Below are 24,544 nucleotides of genomic sequence, written 5' to 3' on the forward strand. Positions count from 1 at the left end.
GCCTGCTCTGAATGACGTTGTATTTTTGACGTTTTTTGTAGCGTCATGTTCCTTCACAATTCCTTTACCTTCTGATAAAAAGTAATTACATCACCTCTGTACATAGCGGTTGCGGTAGTCGAAACCTGCCAGCTAATAAAAAAAGCGCCGGGCCTCCTTGATTGGGAATCAGGAGTGCCCAGCGCTTATGTACTGCAAAATCGTATTAGACAAATGGGTTGTGCTTCTTCTCATATCCAATTGTTGTAGTCGGACCATGTCCAGGGTATACCGTCACTTCGTCGCTTAGTGTGAACAGCTTCTTATGAATAGAGTTCACCAGTGTCTTCATGCTGCCGTCTCTCAAGTCTGTTCTCCCCACACTTTCCCGGAAAAGAACGTCACCTGCGAACAAGTGCTTATCATACAGGAAGCTCACACTGCCCGGCGAATGACCAGGTGTATGCATGACGTAGAAGGAATGACCGATCAGCTCTAGTGTATCCCCATCTTGCAGCAAATGTTCCGCTGGCTTCATGGACATTGCCGGAGACATTTGCGGCCACATGGTCGAGCCATTAAGTTCCGGTGTTGTCAGCCACTCTGCCTCAAGCTCATGAATGTACACCGGGCACGGATGTGCCTTACGCACAAGATCCACACCGCCAATGTGATCGAAATGCGCATGTGTCAACAATATTGCCTTAACGTTTAGTCCATCGAGCGCTTGCAGCAACCGATCTGGATTCATGCCTGGATCAATGACAACCGCTTCTTTCGTATCTTCATTTGTCAATAGATAGGCGTTTGTTTGGACAGGACCTAAATTGAAACTTTGAATCGTAAACAATGTCTTGTCAGCTCCTTGCTATATTAAAAGCCCGACAGCAGGTCTCTCAATTCAGACGTAATTCGAGCATGATAGCCCGTTCCCTCGCCGTATTGTTCGAGAATACGCTGTCTGACTACTTTCAAATTATTTTGGTATTCCGGAGCTTCACGATCCGGGTTCTCTTCCTTGAATCGGACCATATGTGCCTGCACGTCACTCGGACGAGGTCCCCATTGACCGAGAACATAGCCGCCCGTATCAGCGAAGATGACGATAGGAACGGAGCGTCCGCCCATCGTCAGGAATTGATCCATAACCTCAGGGAACTGTTCCATAATTAAGACTTCTGTGTCAATGCTTGCTGCTTCCATAGCGCGGAACACAACAGGCACATTACGTACCGCATCTCCACACCAATCTGCCGCCAAGATTAAGCAGCGGATATCGTCCCGATATTGAAGCGATTCGAAAAACTCCTTCTCTTCTTCGCTGAACCAAGCAAATTGATCATACCAGGAAATGAAGGCTTCCTTGTTCTTCTGCATGGAGTCGATAAATGCTTGTGGTGAAATTCCTCGGCCTATCACATTCGCTACATGTTTGCTCATTTCGGGTTCCCCTCTCTTCGCTTGGATTTCATATATTTGATAACAAAATATAGGGTAAGGCCAGCAAGTGCAACCAAAATAAATGGCTGAACATAAGGTGCCGCCTTCTCATTAATATGTTCCCACTGATCTCCAAGCGCGTACCCCAAATAAACAAATAGGATGGTCCATGGGATTACAGCCAGCGTTGTCAGAAGCGTAAATTTCCCTACCGGCATCTTGGATATTCCTGCTGGTATGGAAATCGCGTGACGGACAACCGGAACGAATCGTGCAGAAAAGATTACGCCTGTTCCATACTTCTGGAACCACTCTTCCGACTTCTCAATATGGTGCTTGCGTATCAGGATGTACTTCCCGAACTTCTCCAAGAAGGGCCGCCCGCCATATCTGCCGATTGCATATACGATGAGTTGCGCAAAGACACCACCAATTGTGCCGAAAATAATCGCAGCGATAAAACTGACTTTGCCAATCGATACTAAATATCCGCCGTAGGCTAACACGATTTCACTCGGAATGACTTCAATCATGAGCCCCAGCATTATTCCCCATTCCCCAAGCTGCTGCACCCAATGAAGCAGCATATTGATCATATCATGTATCCATGCCATAGCTTGTCTCTCTCCCTTTTTAATTCCCAGCTTATTCTAACATATGGATCGCCATGACTCCAATCATGACTTTGGCTTGTTCGATCTTGATGCCTCCTTGCCCCTTGGGATAACACAAGTCATGCGCTACCCTGGCCATGCATACACTTGGACTAAGCACAAGCTTGTACCTTATATCTTCTCTAGTAATGGCTGCCTGCAAATGAAATGTTATGAACAAGCACTAATAAGTGATACTCAATTGGGCAAAGGAGGTTTCACAATTTGACACGTTTTTGGATTGTCTCTCGCAAACAATTGCGAATTGGTGCAATCGTCTTCTCCGCCATATTAGTAGCTGCAGCGTTCTGGCGCTATGAAACCGTGCGGTCGGAACGGGCAGTTGAGGCAGCACCTCAATCGACTCGAATTCTCCACATGGTTACAGGAGAGATTAAGTCCAAGTTGGACAATGGGAAAGAAATCGAAGTGTATCAATTTATTCCGGGTACCGTTCACGCCAAGGCCGGTGAGCGTGTTGAGCTTCGTATTCGCGGAATCAACGGAAAAAAGCATGATTTCGAAATCGAGAGCATGAATGTAAAAGGCAGCATCGAGAAAGACAAAGAAACCGTCATCACCTTTACTGCCAAAGAAGGCATTCATCGCATCGTCTGCTTAACCCATCCGGATATGCAGCATGAAGGCCCTATGGTAGGGTATATCGTAATCGATTCGAAATAGCGCGTGGCCACAAGGAACCTGGGTAGGATGCCTGCATATGATGAACATATATGCAGGAAAGGAGTCGTCATCCATTGAAAGCCCCGAAGGAGCCTCATACAAGGCCTCTCCCCACAGCCAGAAGAATTCGCCGTGCTTGCAACAATGAGTTGTATCGAACCATTAAGCGGATGAACGTCTGGATTCCCGAAGATCTCGTCAAACAAGGAGAAGAACTATACTATCGCAAAGTGATTGAGAACTTGATCTGGATTCACGAGAACGGTGCCAACCGCAAGAAGCTGTCCGATTGGTGGGACGAGACCGTCTGCGAAGAGCTTGCCGCACTGTGGAATATAGATCAAGCGAAATTATCCTCCAGCTTCCGGCAAGCATTCGGAGGCTAACTGCTATAATCGCTCATGCAGGCTGTCGGGTTACCATCCGTTCAGCCTATTTCTAATGTCCAGCAACCTACGGAGCACTCATAGACGCACCAATCGGATTCGAGTTATGATGTTAGAAAATGGACGCTAAGGAGGACATCATCTTGAAAAATATCGTATGTGCACTAGCTTTGCCGCCAGAATTTCTAGAGGTCATTCGCCTCGCTGCTCCCGAATACAATGTCATTGCTGGACGAGCTAAGGAGCTCGATCGAGACGTATTCCGACAAGCTGAAGTTATTTTCGGTTGGTCGCCTGCTATCATCGAGGAATGCCTCCATGATGAATCCCCGCTTCGCTGGATACAGCTGTGGACGGCTGGTGCCGATTATATTCCGATGGATACACTCCGCAAGCACGATGTAATGTTGACTACGGCGGGGGGTGTGCATCCCGTCCCGATGATGGAGACGGTATTCGCGATGCTGCTCGGCTTCACTCGCAATCTGCCACAAGCGATTCGCAACCAAGATCGACACGTATGGGACAGTAAAGGGAATTATACGGAACTGCTGGGCAAGACCATGGGGATTATCGGCATCGGGCAAATCGGGGCTGAGGTTGCACGAATTGCCAAGGCGTTCGGGATGCGTGTTCTAGGCGTACGCCGCTCCGTTCAACCGACTGATTATGTCGACGGCTTGTACACGTTCGAGCAGCTGAATGAAGTTCTATCTGAATGCGACGTAGTCGTCAACATACTGCCAAAGACATCTCAGACGATAAACTTATATGATGAAAATAGGTTCGCTACCATGAAGCAAGGGGCACTGTTTATCAACGTTGGACGCGGTGCATCGGTGAAGACGGATGCTCTTATCGGCGCCTTGAACAGCGGTCACCTCGCAGGCGCTGGCCTCGATGTGTTCGACATTGAGCCATTGCCTGAGGATCATCCGTTATGGTCCATGGACAATGTCATCATGACTCCTCATATTGGAGGCAATACCGATCAATTGAAGGAACGAGCTACGAAGCTGTTTATCGAGAATCTCAAGGCCTTTATCGCACAGGGACGTCCTGCTCACAGCATTGTCGATTACGACAAGGAATACTGAGAATGCTGATTATGGTGGCCGGGCTTGCGTTTGAACCTCGTGATTATTCTGTCAGCTTTCAGGCTGAGACAATCAACTTGCTTGCGAAAGAATACGCGCTGCTCGAATTTCTTTACCGAAATCGCGGCAAGGTCTTTAGCCGGGAGCAGCTGCTGGATCAGGTATGGCCAATGGAATATCCGGGCGAACGAACGGTAGATGATCATGTGTATCGGCTCCGAAAAAGAATGAAACCATGGAGCGGAAAAGTTCAACTGATCACCGTGCGGGGGCTTGGCTACAGCCTCACAATAAAAGAAACGCTGGGACTTGCGGTTCCGTCGCTGACGGACAGTGGATTGCAGAAGCAAATCGGGCAGTTGTTGGACACCTATCTCATGTTAGGGCAAAGCCAATCGATGTTAGCCCTTGTCAATCAGCAAGAGCTTCTTGGCGTGAATATCAGTCCCTCCCATCAAATGTTTCTGAGGTTTGTGCGGGCAGATCTGGACTGGTTTCTGGAAAGCGATGCGGAGAACCCAGATAAATTATATTGGCTGCTGATATTTTACTACTCTTTTTACATGGAACCGGCAAAAAGTCTGAATTACTTTGAACGGACGATTGAATCGGGGATTTTACCGTTTGAGATGCATCGCGAGCTGAAAGTGTTAAATATTCTTGGTCTTTATGCAGATAACGGTCGTGTTGAAGAGGATCTGCAGCGTGTGCAAGAAGCTTATCAGATCATCGAAAAGGAGCAAGGTAAGCTGGATACCTTCAAGGTTCATATTTCCATGTCGGAAATGCATATTCATTTGGTCGCAGGCAGTATCCAGGAGGCAGAGCGGTGCTCCAGGCAGATCGAAGACATGCTGGCTGAAGCTCCTTATTTGCGGGAAATCAGCGCCTACCATGGTTTAAGAGGGAAATTGCTGCTGCTTCAAGGCCGCCCCCGGGAAGCAGCTGCCGCATTCGAATATGGCCTTGAGGCCGGCAAAACGGCGCATAATGTACCGCTGCTCGCTCGGTTGATCATTGGTACGCTCCATTTTTTGAAAACATCATATCACGATTCCAAACTGCTGCAGACCTTCCAGACTCGGTATGATGAGTTTGAACAGGGGTATAAGCTGGAGGCATATAAACTGCCCATAGAACAGATGATTGAGCGGATTATAGGTTCTGTCTGATAATCCCCTGATATTTCTTCGTTAAAGTGAGAGAAATTCTATTCTGATTTTGCGGAGGAAATATTCATGTCTACCACATCTGTATCAAACAGGCACCAGACATCTATTTGGAAAAACCCAGTTTTTACTAAAATGTACTCGGCTTATGCCGTCTCATCTTTCGGCGAATGGTTCGACGTCTTTGCGATTGAGATTCTGGTGGCATACCGCTGGCATGCGGATCCGTTTATGATCGCCTTGATTCCGGTGATGATCGCTCTCCCCGGCATTCTGTTCGGATCTTTCGCCGGTGTAATCGCCGACCGCTGGAAGAAGGTCAATCTCATGCTGTTGGCCGATGCAGCCGAGACGCTGCTCACCATATTGCTGCTGTTTGTTCCCGGCATGTACTGGATGCTGCCTTTGCTTGCGTTTCGCGCCACAATGGGAGTATTCCGCGTTCCAGCGCATCAAGCGTTAACGCGCCAGGTGGTTCAGGAGAATCAACTGCTCAAAGCAACCTCGTATAACGGGCTCGTCAATCAATTTTCCAAAATCGCGGGGCCCCTGCTTGGCGCAGTGGCATTAACGGTAATCTCCCCACAATTATGTATTTTGGTGAATGCCATCACGCGCTTTTTCTCCTGCATCTTGCTATATACAATGCGGCATATCGATGAAAATGCAAAAGCAGAGAATCAGGAGAATTCTGATGACTCGGAAAACGGCGCGGAGACTAAGATGAGCTTCGCCCAATTATGGAAGCAAGGGTGGGCATTGCTGCTGCAGCGCCGGATTCTTTTTAGTAGTTTTATCGTGAATATGATCATTATGCTGATTATTTTGATGATCGATTTCCAGTTTCCGACGTTGTATCGGGAAATTGCCCCTCATAACGAGTCTTTGCTTGGCTGGATGGTGGCTGCCACAGGAGTCGGAGCGTTTATCACCATCCTGTTGCTGAACCGTCTTGGCAAAGTGAGGTATGGACTTGGGATCGGGGGAGGAGCCGCGTTGATTGGAGCTGCTTTTGGAAGCATGGGACTCTTAAGGGCGGATTCACATGAAATATGGAGCATCGTCTTGGGACTTGTGATCGGTATTGGAAACGGGCTGTCTATCGTGACTTATAACTATGTCCTACAGAAAGAAACTCCTGAGGGTATGACAGGCCGGATCTTTGGCATTCAAAATATGTCCGCCAGCACGATGATGGTAGGTGCGCCTTTAATCGGAGGCTTACTGATTCGTGGAATGGGTGTGAGCAAGGTGTTTTTTTTGCTGGGAACAGTTGTCTTCATCATTGGCGTCTTATGCCTGAGTTTTCAGCACGTATTATGGCCGACCAGGTTCCAATCAACGCAGCCGCAAGAAATGCAGGAGGTTTCCGGGTAGCGGTTTATGCAGATCAAAAGACTCCAGTAAGGAGCCTGAAAATAAGCCAACTTTCCGTCTTATGGATGTCATTTTCATATTGTTTATCGTGCTGGCAACATTGACGTACTCGCTCCAGCGAAGGTACGTACCGCTGATTTCAACCGGATGCTGCGGGACGATGCTATTTATTAATCTGATCGTACCGCCTTGGAGTGGCGAATATTAATTCAGCGGAAAGTTCAAATCGGCCTCGGTTCGCATTATCTGCGACGAGGCCGGTTTTTTCTTGAGTTGTTCGAGATTCCGCCCCTATCGGCGTGCCGGCAGGCACAGCATGTTCAAAGTTCACCTTCAACTTCATGAGAAAAGCCCGGTATCCTGGTGTCGTCAAATGAAGGCGACCAGCGCTCCGAATTCTGGTTAACGTCCATGAACTACTGTCCCCTCGTGATCATCGAAACGATCGAGCTGTAAGCCCGCTTCGCTTCCTCCGTCATTGCGAAACGCTTGCCGTTCGCAGGATTGCGCATGAGAAGGACATGATGTGCCTCCGCTTCATATCGCCGGAACATCTTGCCTGCTGCGTTCGCATATGCGGTCGCTTGAAGGCGATCTGCACTGTAGTGCGCCGCAAGCGACAGCTTCTCAATGGCTTCGGTCTGCAGCACGCGATCGAAGCGGTCGCTGCTAACCGCCGCCTCCCACCAAGCGGCGGCGTCATCGGCGCGGCCAAGGCGTGCACTTGCCAAGGCGAGCGCACGGTAGAGCCCCTTGCCATCGCGTTCGTAGCGCAGCCCTTCCTGCAGAAGGGCAAGCGCCTCCTGCGGAGGCAGGGTACGGCTCACGGCGATGCGAAGCGCCGTGTTCGCGGGCGCCCAGCGCAGCGCAGCCACTTGCTGCGCATGCGCGCGGGCCATGCCAACAGGGCCTGTGGCCTTGTCGGCAGCAGCGCTGGCAGCCGCGGCGAGCTGTTGTGCCACGAGGTGGCACGACGCGAGCACGATTGCGGCTGCCAGCGGAGCGGCAAGCAGCAGTGCCGCGAGACGCTTCCTGCGCTTCGTGCCCACCTGCCACAGCGCGAAGCGCATCCTTGGAGAGCCATGATTGAGGCTCTCATCGTACAAGCCCAGCGTTAGCAGCAATGCGAACAGCAGCGTCACTAGCCCATACGACATGTCGAAATCAATCAGACTGTGTGCAAGCAGCATCGCTGCGGCCAATCCGAATCCGGCATGCCGACGCCATGCTAGCAGCAATGCTGCTAATACTAACCCTATTGCAGGCATTGTAAATACCAGCCCTACATCAAGCAGCATATCCAGCACGCTGCTGTGCACTTCCTTGCCAACATACGGCTCGCTCTGTATGCGTGCAAACTGCTGCCGCCATGAATCTCCGCCTGCGCCGAACCAAGGATGTTCCTTCCACAGCGTAATTGCATCCTTATAGAACAATGTTCGCGCTCCTGCAGTAGCATAATGATCCGTAATCCGACTGCTTGCCCCTGTAGGCAGCAAGTGAATGCCTGCTATCATAAGCATTGGAAGTATGATGAGAATCAACCCATTTCGTAGCCGACGGTTCTGAGACAGACTCAGCATTAAGCCGCCGAACAGTACAATTGAACCGATCCAAGCGAACCAAACAGGCATCGGCAGCCACCCATCCCCACTCTGCCACATCGAGGCACTCCATGCGGCCGCTAGGAAAGACCATGCTCCGAACCACAAAAACGTCGTCACGTACTCCGCACGATAGCCGCGAGCGCTCCAGATTCCAACCAGCAATACGATACCGAACACGATCCAGGATCCCCTTGATTCGGTAAGACCAAGGACGACCAAATGGGGAACAATCGGCACAGCCGCAAGCAGCCATTTGGTAGAGACAACCCGTACACGAACACTTCCACTCCGTTGGCTTCGAGCTTTAGCCGCCGAACAGGCTGCGCCGTTCAAGTGCAGTAACGCGAACGCCCCGGCAAGTACACCAAGCGTATTCGGGTATTGGACAACCCCACCTAATCGAAATCCAAACGCCGACAATTCTGAATTCTGACTCACCATCACACCTGATTCATTCGGTATCCATCCATAGAGCATGCCAAGAGCGCTGCCACTGATTAAGAATCCGACTAACAGGATTGAACCTGTAATGAGCCGCTTAGTCTGATCCCCCCCTCTGTGCAGCATAATGGCGAGCAGTATAATCCAAGCTTGCAGCATCGCGGTTCTTAGGATTTGCATCTCTGTGCCATATACGGTTGCAGGCCCTAACACCCAGCTAATGAGATATCCGATGAGCAGGGGAAGCGGATATATGAGTGGCAATGGAAGGACTGCATCCCACCTCCATGCGGCAAGCATACATACAGAAGCTGCGCAGAGCAGGAGGGATAGCATTCCCACATCGCGATCATAGAACAGCCCCTGCTTCCATAACCCAACAAGAAGCACAGCGAAGATTGTCCCGATTCCAACATACAAAACAACAAAATTGCCATGGCCATCTTGTTGTAAATCCACCTTCATCTGCACTCCCCCTTCTTTCCCGATTCTACCAATTCTATATCTATTATGATGGACAATCAAAAAGAAGGCCAACCCTTAGGTTGACCTTCTGACGATACTGCTTGTTATTCTGCGAGAATCGCCATCACGATCTTAGCGCGAACAAAATTATTGTCACCCTTCGTGAACAGCCATTGCTGGGCGTCCACAATCTGATAGGATGATTCGCCTCTTGCGGCAGCCAGCTCCTTCAATTCACGAATGACTTTCTCTTTGCCGGACAATTCAATCGCTCTCTCCAGCGTGACCGTCGTTCCATCGAACAGATAGAGACCATACTGTCCTTCATCAAATCCTTTAGATTGGCCCTTTTGTTGATCAATGATGAATGTAAGGCTGCCCCCACTTGTAAGTTCTCCCTTACGAGCATTACCTGATGCAACCTTCTGTTCGAGCTCTGCATAGGAAGGCAGATACTGTTCAAATGGAGCCATGTAATACTCACCGGAGCCTGCTGGAATCACTTCAAAGCCGTTATCTACTTCTGGATAGGTACCGGCAATGCCAACTTCGCGCGGTTTGCTGATGTACATGCTTAATGTTCCATGCGTAGGAATACCTTGTCGTTGATCATCCGCAGTAATCGTGATTTTCTCGATGCCCTCTGCGGAATCGGCTCTCGCACGCAACAGCAGGTTATCCCCATTAATCTCGCATGAGACCTGGCCGTTTGCCGAGACTGCAGTAAAGAATAATTCATCATTGTCTAAATCCTCAAAATACCGTGACAGCACGATACTAGCTTCCCCGCCAGGCATCAAATGCACAGTACGATCAAAATTATTTTTCAGGCTGGGTGACTGATTGATTTTGTAGTCCTTAAAGTATGTAGCGGACATAATTGCTCCGTTATTATCTCTCGTTGTTACTTTGAATACCCATCTTGTATCCACTGCGTACTGAGCCTCAGCGCTGAAAAGATATCGTTTCTGATTAACAGGTGTTATGTTCTTGAAGCCATTTCCGGATCGAAGCTCGTTATAAGGTACCGGCTGGTTGGATCTCCAATCTACATTCTCAAATATATCTTGGAAATCATTGATTTCAGAAGATCCTAGCTGCACATAACTTTCCTGTTCAGGTTCTCTAATCCGAGGAATAATATTACCCTGTGAGGGGTCGACTACCGCAACGACAAACTTATGATGAAGTACCGTTCCATCCCCTCGGATCCATTTGAACTCGACCGTAGTCGATCCTGGACTATGCGGTGTCACCACGTATTCTTCATTTGGTAAATCTACCTTTACTTCGGCAATTGCAGGATCAATGTTCACCACTTCTTGATACGTAACATTCGTAACAGATGGCTGAATTAACTCGTCCTTAATCTTCTGACGCCCTTCTTGATTCATTGCAACGTCTGTGAATACCTCAAACACCTTAGTCGGGTATCGATTATTTAGCCCAGCTGCTGACGTCGATGTTGGTAAGGCGCTTAATAGGAGCACGATGCCAAGACATCCGATTAATAAGTTCCTTACATGACGAGAAGCGCGCTTCAAGCTGCTCCCTCCCTCCCTTTCTCTCCTACCATTTCTATTCTATGTAATGGTGAAGTACATTGCTATTTTAGCATGTTATGGGCGAGCTGTTATTGAATTTTTTGATTTGCGATCAATATGTGATTTAATCTGTTCCCGCATAATAAATGCACGCAGGGACCGTTGTGCAGGATCACTGGTTACCTGAAGCTTGGCTCCATAGAAGATATCGTCTTCCCGACTCGCCATACGAGCAATCGTTAAGCGGCAAGGAACAGCAAATCCAAGCTGCAGTTCAGCCTCTAATTCGCTTCCTTCCACGAATGAAGAGTTCCCCTTAATGTTGAAACCGATCCCATTCAAACTAATATCTTCGATATGAATCGGTATTGGCGTCGGCGTAATTGCCATTCCTTCCGCCGGTCGTGGAGGCAGTACGTATCCATGCTTGCGTACCTCTATTCGCGGAAATAAGCGTTGATCTGTAAATTTGCGCTGTTGATGCGGCGGATGAATAAGCATCAACGACCCTTCATGCCGTGCCACAGCCTGAGTATGGAAATTAAATATGCCTACCGGCGAATATATGGTCACCTTCAGCGCCTCTCCAAGTTCAAACCGCTCGAATTCTGGCAGTTCTACCTCCATGACATCTCCTTCTAAATAAGACAATACTCCCGTTGCAATGCAGTTGTCGCCCTCAAGCACTGTACGACTGTGCAAAAGCGACATTAACAAATGCTCTGGAGCATCCGTTACATAAGCTCCCGTCATTGACCGTTCAACCTCCTAGGTTCTTCGTTCGCAGTTTATCCCCTTGCTTCGCTTCGTTTCACTATTCACGTTAATCTTGCTCTTGCTGTATGAAGATCGAGCCAGACATAGGCGTCCTGCTTGTTCTATTGCAACAACTCACTTTGCCCTGTTCTATAACCATGCAGCTATAGATTCTTTTAATGGGCATTGATTTGTTACTGTTCCTGTTCCATACTACCTTCCTTTATATATCGTCCAAAACGGAGGGAATTTGAAGAGAAGCATACTGCTGGATAGAGTCGCTCGACCAAGAAGTTCATGTATGTAGCTCACTAGAGAAGGAGTAGGCCCTACAATATGCGATGTAACGAGAGCCGCCCATATTCGTTGGATCATAACTAAGAACCAAGCCAGTTAATGAGCCTGCCTATCTTCCCCCACATCAAAAAGAACCCTCTACACAACGGAGAGGGCTCTAGCCTTAGATACTTATACTGTGCGCTTGCAGCCACGAGCTTCCAACAGCTCCTGCAGGGCATGCTCCAAGTACGGATCTGCGTTCAAAAACTGTCTGAACGTCTCATACTCGTTCCACATTTGCGGGTCAGTCTTCTCTACCTGCCCAGCAGGTTCTTCACCGCGAACCGCACGAATCAAAATATTCTTGGGTGTGTGCTCTATATCAATAAATTCGAGCAATTGTGTACGATATCCTACGCAATCAAGCAACTTCGCCCGCAGTCCATCCGTCGCCAAGGCACTGAAACGTTCCTTCAATATGCCGTGTCTCAACAAGGGCTCCAGCACGCTCTGCTCCACCTGACGGTTCAATTCATGCTGGCAGCATGGAACCGACAAGATAACTTGAGCTCCCCACCGTACAGCCTTGTTTAGCGCTGCATCTGTCGCGGTATCACAAGCGTGCAGCGTCACCACCATATCGACCTCATCGGCACCTTCATATTGGGCGATATCCCCCATTTGGAAGGAGAGTCCGTCATAGTCAAGGCGCCTAGCAAGCGCCTCGCACCGTTCGATGACGTCCCGCTTCAAGTCCAACCCTACAATGTGAACCGGGAGCTTGGATTCTACATGCAGAAAATGATACAGCGCGAACGTTAGATACGATTTGCCGCAGCCAAAATCGATAATGCGGACCGTACGATTGCTCGGCAGATGCGGCAGCACATCCGCCACCATTTCGAGGAAGCGATTGATTTGGCGGAACTTATCATATTTCGCTGCAATCACATTGCCTTCCTTGCCCATGATGCCTAGTTCGACCAAGAATGGAACCGGAATTCCCTCGTTCAACACATATTGCTTCTTGCGGTTATGTGACACTTCAACCTTGCGCACGACTGCCGCTTGCTTGCGAATCGTTACCTTGAATTTCTTGCTGATTAACACTTGATAATCGCCCTCTGTTGTCCGCAACAATCCCTGCTTGAATGTACTTTCGAATAAAGACATTACCTTCGCGGCCGCTTCTGTTAACGGGACATTATCATGCGTCACCTTATTATCATAATGATACTCGAACTGGATCTGAATCTGCCCGCGCAACTGCACCGGCTTGAGCAGCACCTTGGTGTAGCCCTCCTCAGGCTTGCGCCGCAGTTGGCTAAGCACTGCACTGCTTAAGATTTGTTCTGTAATCACTCGTTCAACTAACTCTGTTAATTGTTCCATCTGCTTATAACTCCTACCGTTCCATTTGCCATGCTGTATTCTTACTTACGTCTTCCCTGCCCGAGATGACCTCTTCTCGGCTTAGACCCCCTTCTAGAAGCGTCTCATCCGACATTGCATTAAGTCGTTCATAGAACTTCAACGCTTGCGTATATCGACTTGCTGCCTGTTCAAGATGATGCCTCTCTCCACTGTCCAACCACTCAAACAAAGAGTCCTCCGCTTCAGCCAGACGACCCTCCTTCTCAAACCAGCGCCACATCTTCTCCCTTAAGCGATTATCAATATGATAGCCTTTGATTACCTGATATATCGCTTCCATCGAGTCTTGAACCGGAAGCAGCCTCCGATCACTACCTTGCGAGGTCGCTTCCAGCAAAAGCTCGTACGACTTCATCAATCGCAGAATATATATTGTCTCGTCATTGTCAGTTCCCATCATGCTCTCACCATTTCGCGGCACTTCGGCAGCACCAAACGGCGACGACTCATTATCATGCCTGCTTCGTTCCCATTCCAACTTAGCCCGCTCATACAGTACAATCGCCAATGCTTGGATCTCATCTGCATGCAGCCGCTCTCCCGTCCGGAACAGTCGTATGATGTCCTCTGCCGGAAGCTTGTCAGCCAGTTCCCCGCTAATCCGAAAACGGCGCTGCAACAATTCATCCCACTCGACAATCAGTTGCTCACGCTTCTTCTTTTCCTTTAGTCCAAGCGCTTGACCAAACATACGAGTCATCTCTTCAATTAACCGGAGTAAATAATCACGTTGGTGCATCACCATCACCTCGGCCGTATTTTAGATTGAAAGACAAGGTAGGAATAAATCATGGGGACAAAGACTGATACCGCTATTACAAGTAAACCGATGTATCCACCCCAGTGAAGGGGCAGCAGCCATGCTCCAGCACATGATAGTAAACCCGATATAAGCCACACCTTGCCTGCCAGACGATGCGTTTTGCGCCATACCTGTTCGTCTGCAAGCGTCCACGGCGTACGGATACCGAAAAAATAGTTGAACCGCACACGTCCAAACATGTTGCCAAGGAACATCCACAACAATCCGAGCGCAGTTAAAATCAGAGATTGCACCGGAAACCCGTTAATTAGATGATAGCCGATCACGACGCCGAATATAGCTTGCAGGAACACAGACAATGCCCAGCCGAACCATATGTATGTGGATTCGAATTTCTTGTAATTGTGCTGCTGCGGATCTGCACGTCGAATGAACGGCAAAAGTACGGGGATCAGTATTAAGATAGCAGAGAATATGATAAAAACTATCGTCTTCTCCATTGTCCCGTCAGGAGCGCCATAGTAGTTGAAATGGGATACAATCCTCTCTGGAAGCTTCGGATATGCCAGCCACATCAGTCCAGCTACAATCACATTGTACACAAACAATACCAGAAATGCCCTTCTCTCCAGATTGTGATCCAGTAGTTTCATTAATCATCCCTCCCTCGCTTCCCCTGGTATGAAATGATATCAAGAAACCAGCCGAGAGCCTCCTGCAATACGGTTGTATTGAGTGAGTACCATATATGCTGGCCTCGCCGCTCATCAAGAATGAGCTTCGCTTGCTTCAACCCATTCAGATGATGAGAGATGCTTGGCTTCGTCATATTAAAGTGATCGGCGATGTCTCCTGCCGTCATATCCTTATCCTTCAACAAGGTTATAATCTGTCGCCTGGTCGGATCTGCAAGTGCTTTAAACGCCTCATTCATGTCAAAGCCTCGCTTCATGTACATAATATTCGGATTCAGACATCCAAAAAGTAAGTCAAGTATAGCGAAAAAGGGGAGCTTCCTCAAGTGAAGCTCCCCTAAACGTGGTCATCCATATCATCGTTCCCCTAATACATCAGAACACTTCTGCTGCCTCTTACTGAAATACATTAGCTAAATAGGTGTGTAGCGCATCCGCAAGTGTCGCTGGCGTCTCCATCATACTCATATGACCCGCCTTCTCTATCGTAACCTGCGAAATATTGTCCCCGCTCGCCGTAAAGGCTTTATCTGCTGTCACAATCTGATCGTGCTCTCCCGCTACTAACAGCACGGGTAACTCAGATGCTTGCAATACCGAAGTCCGATCAGTTCGCTCTCTCATCGCAAGCGCTGCTCCAGCAGCTCCTTGCGGCGGTGTGCAATATCCAATCTCCTTCGCCCTGCTCACCTGCAAGGCATGCTCTTCAAGATGCTGTGGCGCGAACAGCTTCGGGATTAATCCGTCCACAACAGGAACGATACCTTGCGATTGCAGCTTCTCGACAACGGCCAAGCGATTCTGCTTGCCCTCTTCGGTATCCGGCAAGCTCGTGGAATGGATCAGCCCGAACCCATGCAAGCGGCTGCTATAGCGCTGAGCGAACGACAGCGTAATATATCCACCAAGAGAGTGACCAAGCAGCACAAATTGCGATAGCTCGAGCTTATCGGCAAGCGCAAGCACATCGTCAGCCATTTGTTCAATGGTATATGCGCCTACAGGTGAATCTGACTTGGCATGACCTCGCAAATCTGGAGCAATGACGCGATAGTTCTGCGCCAGCATCGGCATTATCGCTTCCCAATATTTCGAACTTCCACAATAGCCATGAAGCAATATGACAGCAGGGCCTTGTCCTTGCTGTTCTACATTCATCGTAAAGTTAGCATCCACCTGTATTCTTGTCATCGCTTATCCCTCTCTCCTTTTGGTACGTTCTCAAATTCGCAAGCCTTCATTTTATGCAGAACCTGCCGAAATATGCACCTTTAATTACCATTACACAAAATTTTCAAAAAAGCTTGTCCAAAGCATTCTTTCATTCCAAAAACATCCATACATATATAGTATATTACACTACCCATAAATGCCTGAATCAGCAGCCAACTCCAAGCATTGCCCGCACCAGTAATCTGCGATCTCGAATAGAGGGGGGGTGAACAATATGCAAGGGTTCGAACTTTTCTTTGCCACGAGTGCATTTATTCTCGGGTTAGTTCAGCTCATTATCAAGCTGACGGACCGGGAAAGTAAAAAATGATCCGTTCCCCCAGAACGGATCGGTACAGCTTAACACGCACATCTGTATGAACCCGAATGATGGAGGCGGAGGGCGATCCGGCTCCATCTTTTTTTGGCCCACGACATCATTTGTATGGAGGTTATTCGGTATTTATGCTTGGCTCGGGAAGAAATGATTCGATGATAGCATCCGCTATTTCGTCCGCCATCTTCATGACGTGATGCAAGGAAGTCGTCTGCAATGTCCAATACGGCTTCGGGCCAATCACATTCACGACACAAGCAATGCTGTACTGACCCACCGCTGGCATAGCTAAGCCAACCGATTCTGCTGGCTGCAAGGAGGAGTGGCTGACCAGATATTGTCCTACGGAGCTTGGATGTCCGAGGCAAGCATCGATTGCAACCGTCACAACATGATCCCGCAGCGCAGATAACCGGGATTGCAAATTCGTGGCATCACATGGCTCTTCCATGGTCCCTACCACCTGCAATCCACGCTGCGCAAGTCGGGTGCCAACCAAGGGTCCAAGCGCATCTCCTGTGGATCGGTCGGTACCGATGCAGACGAACATAACGTTCTGACCTTGATGCTTGTCTGCGACTTGCCGCAGCCAATCTTGGAGACGATCTATCGTACAGCGCGTTCTCTGGCCGCTCTGTTCGTATACCTTATTCATATTGCCGTTGACTTGCATGGGCGGAGGGCTCCTTCTGTTCTTTGTACTTCTTGATCAATCCTACTTCATAATTCAATCTGATGCATGATTCAATCTGCTACATGATTCATTCTGCTACATGATTCACATTCTACTGTACAATTCCACCGATGCCAAGCAAGGCACAATAAGGAAGGAAGCATAAGAAATGCCTCGGGGACGAACATTGAATTACGCGAGGATATCGTTTTGTTTCCACTGCTTTCGTGATACAATACGGACATGTTGAATAGGACGTTATCGCAATAGCGTCTAAGGAGGAGAACCATGGTTTCCAATGAAAGAACGCAAGCCAATGTAGAAATGATGATTGATGTGATCAAGGATAAATTGAAGATGGCTACGGCAGCAGCGATGCAGTCCTCTGCGTTCTCCGTAGAGCAATATGACGACATTAAGGATATTTACGATATCATTATGAGCAAGCCTGCTTTCAGCATCAGTGAAGTAGAGGCGATTGTCTCTGAGCTCGGCAAATTACGCCGTTCCTAATACTTTGTCGTATCGCATCACCAGTTGCAACCAAACGAAAAATAGCTCCTAGCGCACAGTGCATAAGCAAAGCGGCTCGGGAGCTATTTTTATTATTCCGTAATTGTATTGAGCGACGACCGCAAAGCCCGCAGACGTTCAGGGTCAATTGGTGCTAGGGCATGACCGCCTATGCGTACATTCGATCCAAAATGAACCTGCTTCACTCCTGCTTCCCTTGTGAAATCAACCACCGTCTCCGCGGTCAGGCCACTGCCAGCCAAAATCCCCAGATTCGAGCCAGCAGCCTGCCGCACCATGGACTGGATACACGCAAGGCCTTGCAGAGCGCTTGGCTTACCGCCCGATGTCAGTACAGTAGTCACCTGTGGGTAAACAAGCAGAACATCCAAGGCTTGAAGCAGGTCGGCAGACTTATCGATCGCGCGATGGAAGGTCAGCGGCAAATCGCCGGCTGCCTCCAACACTCTCTCAAGCAAATCGACGTCTACCTTCCCTTCCGGTGTAAGCGCGCCAAAAACAATAGCATTCGCTCCAGTTTCACGTAACAAGCGAATATCCCGAACAATTGTTGCTCGATCGTCCGCATCATACACGAATGAACGGCTATGCGGCCGTACCATCACATTAACCGGAATACTTACGGAAGCTATAGCCTCTTCAACGAGCCCGAGACTAGGGGTTAGTCCCCCTTCTGAAAATGCAGTAATCAGTTCAATGCGATCTGCTCCATGCAGCGCCGCTTCCTTCACCTCTTGCACTGTCGTACCGATAACCTCTAAGAGTATGGGATTCATTAGCTCACCTCTTCTATGATGTCATACTACAACGAAATTGCGCATCATACCGCTCACTTCAATGCTTGAAGCTGAAATACCGTCTTCTGTTCACCGACCACACGACCGTTGTCGTTCCGAATTGTGCCTGGGAACACGCGACGAATACGCTCAATTGTCGACTTCTCCTCATAACCAATCTGTTCGAGAATCGATGCAACAATATGCGCCCATTCCTCATCTGAACCATCCGCTACCTTGAAGGCGAAGCCCAGACCTTCACGACGAAGTCCGAAGGCAAATATTCCTTTGAAGCCGCCCTTGGCTATGATGTTCTTATCCTCCATCAACAGCGAGTCAATCCGATTCGTACCGCCAACTAATAATGGATGCTCCTGCATTGCATTGCGGATGCGCTCTGCAGCCTGGCGAGTCGGTTCATCCTTAATAAGCTCTGGGCAGGCGATCTTCACATACGCCGTTGCGAGTCCTTGAAGCGGAAGTGCATACACCGGGAAACCGCAGCCATCCGTACCTGCATGCATCTGTTCTGGATCAACACCTGCCATCTCGCCGATTGTACGTGTAATCTCTTGCTGCGCGGGATGTTCAGGTTCCGTATAAGTCGCCAGATCCCAGCCCATCATATGGCTCCATGCAAGGACGCCGAAATGCTTGCCAGCACAATTATGATACGCTCTCCGGCGTTCTCCTCCATCTCGCAAATACTGCTCTTTCACTTCTTCGTTCAATGGAAAAGAGGGCGAGCAAATCAAATGATTCTCTTCAAGTCCCGCACACTGCATAATGTGTTCCATCGTATCAATATGAATGGATTCTCCTCGGTGAGACGCTGTCATCAACGCTAAATCTCGAGTTTGCAGCCCATAATGCTCAAGTGTCCCACTGCGAACAACAGGGATCGCCTGCAATGGCTTGCCTGCCGAACGCAGGAACATCGGTGTATATATATCTCCAAGCGCATATTGAGGCTGCAGATGGCGATCGACACCACAGATTGCACCGCGATGCTCGCACTCCAGCCAGCCGTTACGTGTTTCCTCTACTAGACGTTCATTCATGTTCGTCTTCCTTTCATTTCTTCCAGTTGCAACAAAGCATGGAAATATGTTATTGATATTACATATTTACCTTTTGTCCATAAATCGTGATTTAAGAATCATCAGCGGACATCTTGTAATGTAAACATACACCTAAAGGAGAAGTGTTGACAACTGTGAAACAACAATATCGGGGCGTTTCGCCAGAAGCAAAACGCAAGTTCGCACTAAATCTTCTGGGGGGAGCTGCCGCGACACTTATCTTGGCTATCGTTTTCTTTTTTATCACTAGAAGTGTTCTTCTGAATCAAACGACTGACTTCGATCGCTACGTAACGGATACGGTACGCCAAGCAGCCTCCCCTACCTTAACAACTGTCGTCACATGGATCACCCATATCGGATCTAGCCGTGTCGTTGTACCGTTGGCTGGCATACTTATTGTACTCCTTGCCTTCGTGTACAAGCGCAGATGGGACGCCATAAGCCTTCTGACTGTCTCGCTGGGAGGCGCCTTGGTCAATGAAGGCCTGAAGATCTGCTTCCAGCGGGCAAGACCAGACTGGGAACACTGGGTCGTTGAACATGGCTACAGCTTTCCAAGCGGTCACTCCATGGTTAGTACTGCCTTCTTCGGCATGATTGGATATTTAATATGGGTTCACTTAAAAGAACAGGGCAAGCCTGCCGGATATGTGCTTGTGCTTACGGTATTACTTATTGTATGCATCGGGCTTAGCCGCATTTATTTGGGTGTTCATTACGTAACCGATGTGCTGGGCGGATACACAGCAGGTGCAATCTGGCTTCTGTTTACCATTATGGCGATGCAGTGGCTAAGAGACCGCAAGAGAAGCGCTCGATAGGTACAGATAATGGGTGCCTCTGTTTCAAACCTCCTAAAATTGTGTAATCCTCTAGTAAGACATTCGACTACCACAAAAGGAGAGGTTAGTATGAGTCAAAACACAGAATGCAATAACGCAAAAATGGATTGCAACACATTTGTAAAGGGACTTCTCATCGGGGGCGCGATAGGAGCGGCGGCAGCTCTGCTGCTTGCGCCGAAATCCGGACGCGAGCTGCGCTCAGATATAAGCGATAAGGCACAGCAAGTAGGCGGCAAAACAAAAGAAATGGCGACAGATCTTGGATCCCGCACAGCTGAAACCGTAAAAACGGTTGGATCAAAAGCGGGTGCAGTCGTTAGCAGCGTGAAGGAAGCGTCCAAGGAGTTCGCTGCAACCGTAAAGGAAGCAACAGCCAACACTGCAAATCAGTTGAAGGAAGCATCTGCAGACGTAGCAGAGGAAATTGCGGACGAGTTGAAGAAGGAATAGTAAATGGTATCTAATCTTTCATGAGAATTGCATCTAGACCATCATAGCAGGCACAAAATGAAGATGCTGTCTATATAGACAAGCATCTTCATTTTTTCTACGAAGAATTATTCGATGTCAATATATTCTTAAGTTTCTCCGTTGCACGCCGCTGGATGCGTGATACGCTCATTTGGGAAATGCCGAGACGATCCGCAGCCGAACGCTGTGATAATCCTTCATTAAATATAAGTGCCAATACATTTTGTTCTTCCGGCTTGAGTTCCTTCATAGCCTCCATCAGATCCATCTTACGTTCCACCGATTCATAATCGTCGGCTTCAGAGCGAATCAGCTCTCCCAATGTCGCAGCACTCTCATCCTGCGATAATGGGGTATCTAAGGAGACGTAATGATAGCACTCTCGACCGGCTAGAACTTCGACAGTTTCTTCGACGGACAATTCCAACTTCTCCGCAATCTCATTTACATTAGGCGACCGCTCAAGCTTCATTGTCAGCTCATCAATGGTCTGCTGTACGAGCGCACCTTTTTCCTTAATCCGGCGTGGAACTTGTATATACCATGACTTGTCCCGCAAGAAGTTCTTCATATGCCCAATCATACTTTTCATCGCATAAGCTTCGAACGGAACACCTAACGAACTATCGAATTGCTTTAATAAGCGGATCAATGCCATATTGCCGACCTGCATCAAATCTTCATACAAGTCCGGACGGTTGCGTGAAATCTTGCCTGCGGCCATCTTGACCATGGGATCGTATCTCTGAATGAGGATCGTTGCAATCTCATTATCATTTGTAGCTTGATATTCATGTATGAGCCGTGTTGCTTCCTCGGATGAATGTTGTTGAGGGACAGCACTCATAGAAGTTCCCCGCTTCGCTGCAGGCGCTTCTTCATCTTCACAACGGTGCCGTGACCATCGACGCTCATCACTTCAACCTCATCCATCAACGCCTGCATTAAATAAAATCCAAGACCACCGGCCTGAATATCTTCAAGCTGCTTGTCATGCAAGCCTTCCACCCCACTGGTCTTGCTTGCTGCATCAAAGCTCGCTCCCTCATCCTGTACGATGATCTCAATCTCATCCTCAGCAACCTCAAACAGTACTTCAACGACTCCACCCTGCGAACCATACGCATATAGCACTGCATTATTGCAAGCTTCCGAAATCGCTACCTTCATATCTTCTATATCCTCATAGGAGAATCCGATACGGCTTGCGATACCATACAAAGTCAACCGTGCTAACTCCACATATTCGGCTTGTGCTGGCAATGATAACTTAACGCGCTTCCATTCTCTTGCGTGTTCCATAATTCTGATTCAGTCCCTTTCATCGTTCATTTGTTAGGCTTGTGGGGTCAGAAATTTCGAAATACCTGTCATATCAAATAGTTTTTGGACATGTGTCGGTACATTTACAATACGGAAAGCTGACTTCTGCTCATGACGCATCTTCAATATCGAGATCAAGATTCCAATCCCTGTGCTATCAATATACGTCAGCTCTTTCAGATCTAAGGTAAGCTCTGTGTTCGCATCGTTCACAATCGGTTCCATCGTGGAACGAAACTCTTTCGCTGCTGCCAAATCCAAATCTCCACAAGTCTGGACAATTACTTGTCCCTCTTGCTGTACCGTCTTAACTGCAAACTTTTTTCCGTTCATCATGTTCCTCTCCTATACATAGGTAAACTTGTTAAATGTACTTTATTGGTAAATAACCTTCTTCATCTAAATCGAAACAATGGGAAAAGAATGCGGCGGCTACTCGCCACATTCCTTCAACCATACGTCAAATGTAAATAGGGCCCCTTCTGGTACCGGTATGGCACGAATATCCCCGTCCATCAATTGGACAAGCGACTTGCAAATGGCAAGCCCTAATCCACTTCCCCCATACTTGCGGTTCATAGAAGAGTCAAGCTGTGCGAATGGCTGGAACAGCCCTTCCATCTTATCGACTGGAATACCGATTCCTGTATCCCGTACATCGAACCGGACATGGAACTTATTGCCTTCCCCCGTGCGCTTCGTTTCGATGATGGACACATAAATGCTGACATTCCCACGATTCGTAAATTTGACTGCATTTCCTACGAGATTAATAAGGATCTGCCTGACGCGCAGCATATCTCCATACAATAACGATGGCACATCCTCATCCATTGAATACGACAAGGTCAGATCCCGCTTATTCGCCTCTACCATGAACAGCTCATAAACCTCTGTAATGAGCGAGTTCGTATCGAACGGAAATTCTTCTAATTCCAGCTTGCCTGATTCCATCTTGGTGAAATCAAGAATATTATTAATCGTCCTGATCAGTGTATCGGCGCTCTTGCGGATCAACTCCGCATAGTTCGATTGCTCACTTGTCAGCTCAGTGTCGAGCAGCAGATCAACCATTCCGAGCACCCCGTTCATCGGCGTTCGAATCTCATGGCTCATCATTGCTAAAAACTGTGTTCTAGCAAGTGCCGCGCACTCCGCTGCTTCCTTAGCAGCTGCCAGCTCACTGTTCATCCGCTCAAGTTCCTTCGTCTTCTGATGGAGAAGCATCTTCTGCGCCTGCAGCCGCTTCTGTGCCAAGAATATACCAACGAAGCTATGAATCTTCGACTTCAAAATATGAGGGACGAATGGCTTGACCATATAGTCAACCCCACCCGCTGAGTACCCAGCAAATAAATGCTCGGTTTCCTTATAGTTCGCAGATACGAATATTATCGGAATATTTTTCGTCTTCTCGCGAGCCTTAATCCATTTGGCCGTCTCGATCCCATCCATGCCTGGCATTTGAACATCCAGCACAATAACGGCGAATTCCTCTTTCATCAAGTGGCGCAAAGCTTCCTCGCCTGAAGTAGCCTTGACCAAGCGATAGCTTTCCTCGGACAACACGGCCTCGAGTGCAAGTAAATTCTCGCGCCTATCGTCAACGAGCAAAATATTGATTGGTTCCAAGGTGTTCACAATTGTGCCTCCTATCGTATTTTACGATAAATCTTCTCGTTACGATCGATCTCCTCGTATTGAGATTCTCTCCCTGTAAAATGCAAGGATTCCTTGCCTCCGACAATAAGCACACCTAGTGGCGCCAAGCTCTCATAGAAAAGATCATGAACCCGGTTGCGCAGCGGCTCATTAAAATAAATCATTACATTGCGGCATAGGATGACGTTAAATTCATTAAAGGATCGATCTGTTGCCAGGTTATGCTCTGCAAAAATTACATTTTTACGCAAGTAAGGATGAATGACAACGCCCTCTCCAGAAGCCGTATAATATTCGGAGAAAGAGCTTGTCCCGCCCGCCTCCAAATAATTTTTGGTGTATGTGCGCATTTTGTCCATCGGGCATACGCCTTCTTTGGCTTTCTGCAGCGATAGCGGATTCATATCGGTTGCATACAGCCTGGTCTTCTCATACAGCCCTTCCTCATGAAGCAGTATCGCCATGGAGTATACTTCCTCTCCTGTCGAGCAACCCGCATGCCATATCCGAATATACGGATACGTACGCAGCATAGGGACGACCTGTTGACGAAATGCCAAGAACATGGAGGGATCCCGGAACATTTCGGTAACGGGGATCGACAGGCTGCGGACAAAACGCTGCAAGCAATCCCGATTATAGAGTACTCGGCCCTGCAGCTCCGAAATCGTGTCTACCTTTTCCTCATGCACTTGATGCCAAATGCGCCGTTTGAGCGAAGGATACGCATAGTCCCGGAAATCATAACCATAAACTCGATAAACCCCTTCTAACAGCAATTCAATCTCAATGCGTTCTCGGTCAGAATCCTGGGGCCTTCTTCTCTCATCATGTAAACCGAGCCCGTTTCCGTTCAT

General features: G+C 48.4%; 28 protein-coding genes. 8 read left to right on the forward strand and 20 right to left on the reverse strand.

The features are described 5' to 3' along the window. Nucleotides 1-205: 205 nt before the first annotated feature. Genes BLS15_RS18245 through BLS15_RS18255 form a run of 3 tightly spaced genes read right to left on the reverse strand, consistent with a single transcriptional unit; the run spans nucleotide 206 to nucleotide 2,033 of the window. Complete coding sequence (locus BLS15_RS18245; RefSeq protein WP_021255277.1) at nucleotides 206-829, reverse strand: MBL fold metallo-hydrolase; 624 nt, start codon at nucleotides 827-829, stop codon at nucleotides 206-208. Nucleotides 830-852: 23 nt separating this feature from the next. After that, nucleotides 853-1,419: a thioredoxin family protein gene (locus tag BLS15_RS18250; RefSeq protein ID WP_028532018.1), complete on the reverse strand. Its 567-nt coding sequence runs from the start codon at nucleotides 1,417-1,419 to the stop codon at nucleotides 853-855. Further along, the gene (locus BLS15_RS18255; protein ID WP_021255279.1) at nucleotides 1,416-2,033 is read right to left on the reverse strand and encodes an undecaprenyl phosphate transporter UptA; all 618 of its coding nucleotides are present in this window, start codon (nucleotides 2,031-2,033) and stop codon (nucleotides 1,416-1,418) included. The genes BLS15_RS18250 and BLS15_RS18255 overlap by 4 nt, the downstream gene beginning before the upstream one ends. A gap of 264 nt (nucleotides 2,034-2,297) precedes the next feature. Between BLS15_RS18255 and BLS15_RS18260 the strand changes: the two genes are divergently transcribed. The 5 genes from BLS15_RS18260 to BLS15_RS18280 all read left to right on the forward strand — a co-directional run bounded on the left by BLS15_RS18260 (nucleotide 2,298) and on the right by BLS15_RS18280 (nucleotide 6,785). Further along, on the forward strand, nucleotides 2,298-2,756 hold the full coding sequence (locus tag BLS15_RS18260; protein ID WP_021255280.1) for a cupredoxin domain-containing protein: 459 nt from the start codon (nucleotides 2,298-2,300) through the stop codon (nucleotides 2,754-2,756). A gap of 74 nt (nucleotides 2,757-2,830) precedes the next feature. Continuing rightward, nucleotides 2,831-3,142: a hypothetical protein gene (locus BLS15_RS18265; protein ID WP_028532017.1), complete on the forward strand. Its 312-nt coding sequence runs from the start codon at nucleotides 2,831-2,833 to the stop codon at nucleotides 3,140-3,142. A 143-nt stretch (nucleotides 3,143-3,285) separates the two neighbouring features. Beyond that, the gene (locus tag BLS15_RS18270) at nucleotides 3,286-4,239 is read left to right on the forward strand and encodes a D-2-hydroxyacid dehydrogenase (protein ID WP_028532016.1); all 954 of its coding nucleotides are present in this window, start codon (nucleotides 3,286-3,288) and stop codon (nucleotides 4,237-4,239) included. Between the two features lie 2 nt (nucleotides 4,240-4,241). Beyond that, entirely contained in the window at nucleotides 4,242-5,411 is a 1,170-nt protein-coding gene (locus tag BLS15_RS18275; RefSeq protein ID WP_051614038.1) for a winged helix-turn-helix domain-containing protein, read from the forward strand. A gap of 66 nt (nucleotides 5,412-5,477) precedes the next feature. Continuing rightward, entirely contained in the window at nucleotides 5,478-6,785 is a 1,308-nt protein-coding gene (locus tag BLS15_RS18280) for an MFS transporter (RefSeq protein ID WP_051614037.1), read from the forward strand. Nucleotides 6,786-6,948: 163 nt separating this feature from the next. On the opposite strand, the gene BLS15_RS18285 is transcribed toward BLS15_RS18280, so the two are convergent. The 10 genes from BLS15_RS18285 to yyaC all read right to left on the reverse strand — a co-directional run bounded on the left by BLS15_RS18285 (nucleotide 6,949) and on the right by yyaC (nucleotide 16,991). Continuing rightward, a complete protein-coding gene (locus BLS15_RS18285; protein ID WP_028532014.1) occupies nucleotides 6,949-7,128 on the reverse strand; it encodes a hypothetical protein in 180 nt (59 codons plus the stop codon). Nucleotides 7,129-7,201: 73 nt separating this feature from the next. Then, nucleotides 7,202-9,298 (reverse strand): O-antigen ligase family protein, encoded by a 2,097-nt coding sequence (locus BLS15_RS18290; RefSeq protein WP_090513164.1) that lies wholly within the window; start codon nucleotides 9,296-9,298, stop codon nucleotides 7,202-7,204. 104 nt (nucleotides 9,299-9,402) lie between these two features. Beyond that, nucleotides 9,403-10,842: a hypothetical protein gene (locus BLS15_RS18295; RefSeq protein ID WP_021255286.1), complete on the reverse strand. Its 1,440-nt coding sequence runs from the start codon at nucleotides 10,840-10,842 to the stop codon at nucleotides 9,403-9,405. A gap of 75 nt (nucleotides 10,843-10,917) precedes the next feature. Beyond that, nucleotides 10,918-11,595, reverse strand: coding sequence for a PilZ domain-containing protein (locus tag BLS15_RS18300; protein WP_021255287.1), 678 nt, complete (start codon nucleotides 11,593-11,595; stop codon nucleotides 10,918-10,920). Nucleotides 11,596-12,066: 471 nt separating this feature from the next. Next, nucleotides 12,067-13,269, reverse strand: coding sequence for a class I SAM-dependent methyltransferase (locus BLS15_RS18305; RefSeq protein ID WP_021255288.1), 1,203 nt, complete (start codon nucleotides 13,267-13,269; stop codon nucleotides 12,067-12,069). Between the two features lie 13 nt (nucleotides 13,270-13,282). Then, the gene (locus BLS15_RS18310; protein WP_090513168.1) at nucleotides 13,283-14,050 is read right to left on the reverse strand and encodes a DUF6483 family protein; all 768 of its coding nucleotides are present in this window, start codon (nucleotides 14,048-14,050) and stop codon (nucleotides 13,283-13,285) included. Nucleotides 14,051-14,055: 5 nt separating this feature from the next. Continuing rightward, a complete protein-coding gene (locus tag BLS15_RS18315) occupies nucleotides 14,056-14,727 on the reverse strand; it encodes an SdpI family protein (protein ID WP_021255290.1) in 672 nt (223 codons plus the stop codon). Further along, nucleotides 14,727-15,008, reverse strand: coding sequence for an autorepressor SdpR family transcription factor (locus tag BLS15_RS18320; RefSeq protein WP_021255291.1), 282 nt, complete (start codon nucleotides 15,006-15,008; stop codon nucleotides 14,727-14,729). Before BLS15_RS18320 ends, BLS15_RS18315 begins: the two co-directional genes overlap by 1 nt. Nucleotides 15,009-15,165: 157 nt before the next feature. Next, nucleotides 15,166-15,960, reverse strand: coding sequence for an alpha/beta fold hydrolase (locus BLS15_RS18325; protein ID WP_021255292.1), 795 nt, complete (start codon nucleotides 15,958-15,960; stop codon nucleotides 15,166-15,168). Between the two features lie 473 nt (nucleotides 15,961-16,433). Further along, on the reverse strand, nucleotides 16,434-16,991 hold the full coding sequence (gene yyaC, locus BLS15_RS18330; RefSeq protein WP_090513171.1) for a spore protease YyaC: 558 nt from the start codon (nucleotides 16,989-16,991) through the stop codon (nucleotides 16,434-16,436). Between the two features lie 288 nt (nucleotides 16,992-17,279). On the opposite strand from yyaC, the gene BLS15_RS18335 reads away from it, so the two are divergent. Beyond that, nucleotides 17,280-17,504, forward strand: a complete 225-nt coding sequence (locus BLS15_RS18335) for a DUF1128 family protein (protein WP_021255294.1) — start codon at nucleotides 17,280-17,282, stop codon at nucleotides 17,502-17,504. Between the two features lie 92 nt (nucleotides 17,505-17,596). Here the strand turns inward: BLS15_RS18335 and BLS15_RS18340 are convergent, their stop codons facing one another. Next, complete coding sequence (locus BLS15_RS18340; protein WP_090513174.1) at nucleotides 17,597-18,301, reverse strand: copper homeostasis protein CutC; 705 nt, start codon at nucleotides 18,299-18,301, stop codon at nucleotides 17,597-17,599. A 53-nt stretch (nucleotides 18,302-18,354) separates the two neighbouring features. After that, nucleotides 18,355-19,362, reverse strand: coding sequence for an asparaginase (locus BLS15_RS18345; RefSeq protein ID WP_021255296.1), 1,008 nt, complete (start codon nucleotides 19,360-19,362; stop codon nucleotides 18,355-18,357). 155 nt (nucleotides 19,363-19,517) lie between these two features. On the opposite strand from BLS15_RS18345, the gene BLS15_RS18350 reads away from it, so the two are divergent. Both BLS15_RS18350 and BLS15_RS18355 read left to right on the forward strand, forming a co-directional pair. After that, nucleotides 19,518-20,207 carry a phosphatase PAP2 family protein gene (locus BLS15_RS18350; RefSeq protein ID WP_021255297.1) on the forward strand — a complete coding sequence of 230 codons (690 nt, stop codon included), beginning with the start codon at nucleotides 19,518-19,520 and terminating at the stop codon, nucleotides 20,205-20,207. A gap of 90 nt (nucleotides 20,208-20,297) precedes the next feature. Then, complete coding sequence (locus BLS15_RS18355) at nucleotides 20,298-20,681, forward strand: YtxH domain-containing protein (RefSeq protein WP_021255298.1); 384 nt, start codon at nucleotides 20,298-20,300, stop codon at nucleotides 20,679-20,681. A gap of 97 nt (nucleotides 20,682-20,778) precedes the next feature. Here the strand turns inward: BLS15_RS18355 and BLS15_RS18360 are convergent, their stop codons facing one another. The 5 genes from BLS15_RS18360 to BLS15_RS18380 form a co-directional block, all read right to left on the reverse strand. Beyond that, a complete protein-coding gene (locus tag BLS15_RS18360; protein ID WP_028532007.1) occupies nucleotides 20,779-21,549 on the reverse strand; it encodes a sigma-70 family RNA polymerase sigma factor in 771 nt (256 codons plus the stop codon). After that, nucleotides 21,546-22,004, reverse strand: a complete 459-nt coding sequence (gene rsbW / locus BLS15_RS18365; RefSeq protein WP_090513179.1) for an anti-sigma B factor RsbW — start codon at nucleotides 22,002-22,004, stop codon at nucleotides 21,546-21,548. The genes BLS15_RS18360 and rsbW overlap by 4 nt, the downstream gene beginning before the upstream one ends. A gap of 33 nt (nucleotides 22,005-22,037) precedes the next feature. Next, a complete protein-coding gene (locus tag BLS15_RS18370; RefSeq protein WP_227774823.1) occupies nucleotides 22,038-22,361 on the reverse strand; it encodes an STAS domain-containing protein in 324 nt (107 codons plus the stop codon). Nucleotides 22,362-22,457: 96 nt separating this feature from the next. Next, on the reverse strand, nucleotides 22,458-23,666 hold the full coding sequence (locus tag BLS15_RS18375; protein ID WP_090513183.1) for an ATP-binding protein: 1,209 nt from the start codon (nucleotides 23,664-23,666) through the stop codon (nucleotides 22,458-22,460). A gap of 11 nt (nucleotides 23,667-23,677) precedes the next feature. After that, a complete protein-coding gene (locus BLS15_RS18380; protein ID WP_065291846.1) occupies nucleotides 23,678-24,544 on the reverse strand; it encodes a CheR family methyltransferase in 867 nt (288 codons plus the stop codon).

Origin of the sequence: Paenibacillus sp. cl6col (assembly GCF_900102125.1) — a bacterium.
Taxonomy (GTDB): Bacteria; Bacillota; Bacilli; order Paenibacillales; family Paenibacillaceae; genus Paenibacillus_B; species Paenibacillus_B suaedae.

What these genes read in the sequence shown, in the direction of transcription:
- BLS15_RS18250 (WP_028532018.1), bottom strand. Translation starts at nt 1,419, where the DNA reads ATGAGCAAACATGTAGCGAATGTGATAGGCCGAGGAATTTCACCACAA.
- BLS15_RS18255 (WP_021255279.1), bottom strand. Translation starts at nt 2,033, where the DNA reads ATGGCATGGATACATGATATGATCAATATGCTGCTTCATTGGGTGCAG.
- BLS15_RS18275 (WP_051614038.1), top strand. Translation starts at nt 4,242, where the DNA reads ATGCTGATTATGGTGGCCGGGCTTGCGTTTGAACCTCGTGATTATTCT.
- BLS15_RS18280 (WP_051614037.1), top strand. Translation starts at nt 5,478, where the DNA reads ATGTCTACCACATCTGTATCAAACAGGCACCAGACATCTATTTGGAAA.
- BLS15_RS18285 (WP_028532014.1), bottom strand. Translation starts at nt 7,128, where the DNA reads ATGAAGTTGAAGGTGAACTTTGAACATGCTGTGCCTGCCGGCACGCCG.
- BLS15_RS18290 (WP_090513164.1), bottom strand. Translation starts at nt 9,298, where the DNA reads ATGAAGGTGGATTTACAACAAGATGGCCATGGCAATTTTGTTGTTTTG.
- BLS15_RS18300 (WP_021255287.1), bottom strand. Translation starts at nt 11,595, where the DNA reads ATGACGGGAGCTTATGTAACGGATGCTCCAGAGCATTTGTTAATGTCG.
- BLS15_RS18305 (WP_021255288.1), bottom strand. Translation starts at nt 13,269, where the DNA reads ATGGAACAATTAACAGAGTTAGTTGAACGAGTGATTACAGAACAAATC.
- BLS15_RS18310 (WP_090513168.1), bottom strand. Translation starts at nt 14,050, where the DNA reads ATGCACCAACGTGATTATTTACTCCGGTTAATTGAAGAGATGACTCGT.
- BLS15_RS18315 (WP_021255290.1), bottom strand. Translation starts at nt 14,727, where the DNA reads ATGAAACTACTGGATCACAATCTGGAGAGAAGGGCATTTCTGGTATTG.
- BLS15_RS18320 (WP_021255291.1), bottom strand. Translation starts at nt 15,008, where the DNA reads ATGAATGAGGCGTTTAAAGCACTTGCAGATCCGACCAGGCGACAGATT.
- BLS15_RS18325 (WP_021255292.1), bottom strand. Translation starts at nt 15,960, where the DNA reads ATGACAAGAATACAGGTGGATGCTAACTTTACGATGAATGTAGAACAG.
- yyaC (WP_090513171.1), bottom strand. Translation starts at nt 16,991, where the DNA reads ATGCAAGTCAACGGCAATATGAATAAGGTATACGAACAGAGCGGCCAG.
- BLS15_RS18335 (WP_021255294.1), top strand. Translation starts at nt 17,280, where the DNA reads ATGGTTTCCAATGAAAGAACGCAAGCCAATGTAGAAATGATGATTGAT.
- BLS15_RS18340 (WP_090513174.1), bottom strand. Translation starts at nt 18,301, where the DNA reads ATGAATCCCATACTCTTAGAGGTTATCGGTACGACAGTGCAAGAGGTG.
- BLS15_RS18345 (WP_021255296.1), bottom strand. Translation starts at nt 19,362, where the DNA reads ATGAATGAACGTCTAGTAGAGGAAACACGTAACGGCTGGCTGGAGTGC.
- BLS15_RS18355 (WP_021255298.1), top strand. Translation starts at nt 20,298, where the DNA reads ATGAGTCAAAACACAGAATGCAATAACGCAAAAATGGATTGCAACACA.
- BLS15_RS18360 (WP_028532007.1), bottom strand. Translation starts at nt 21,549, where the DNA reads ATGAGTGCTGTCCCTCAACAACATTCATCCGAGGAAGCAACACGGCTC.
- rsbW (WP_090513179.1), bottom strand. Translation starts at nt 22,004, where the DNA reads ATGGAACACGCAAGAGAATGGAAGCGCGTTAAGTTATCATTGCCAGCA.
- BLS15_RS18370 (WP_227774823.1), bottom strand. Translation starts at nt 22,361, where the DNA reads ATGATGAACGGAAAAAAGTTTGCAGTTAAGACGGTACAGCAAGAGGGA.
- BLS15_RS18380 (WP_065291846.1), bottom strand. Translation starts at nt 24,544, where the DNA reads ATGAACGGAAACGGGCTCGGTTTACATGATGAGAGAAGAAGGCCCCAG.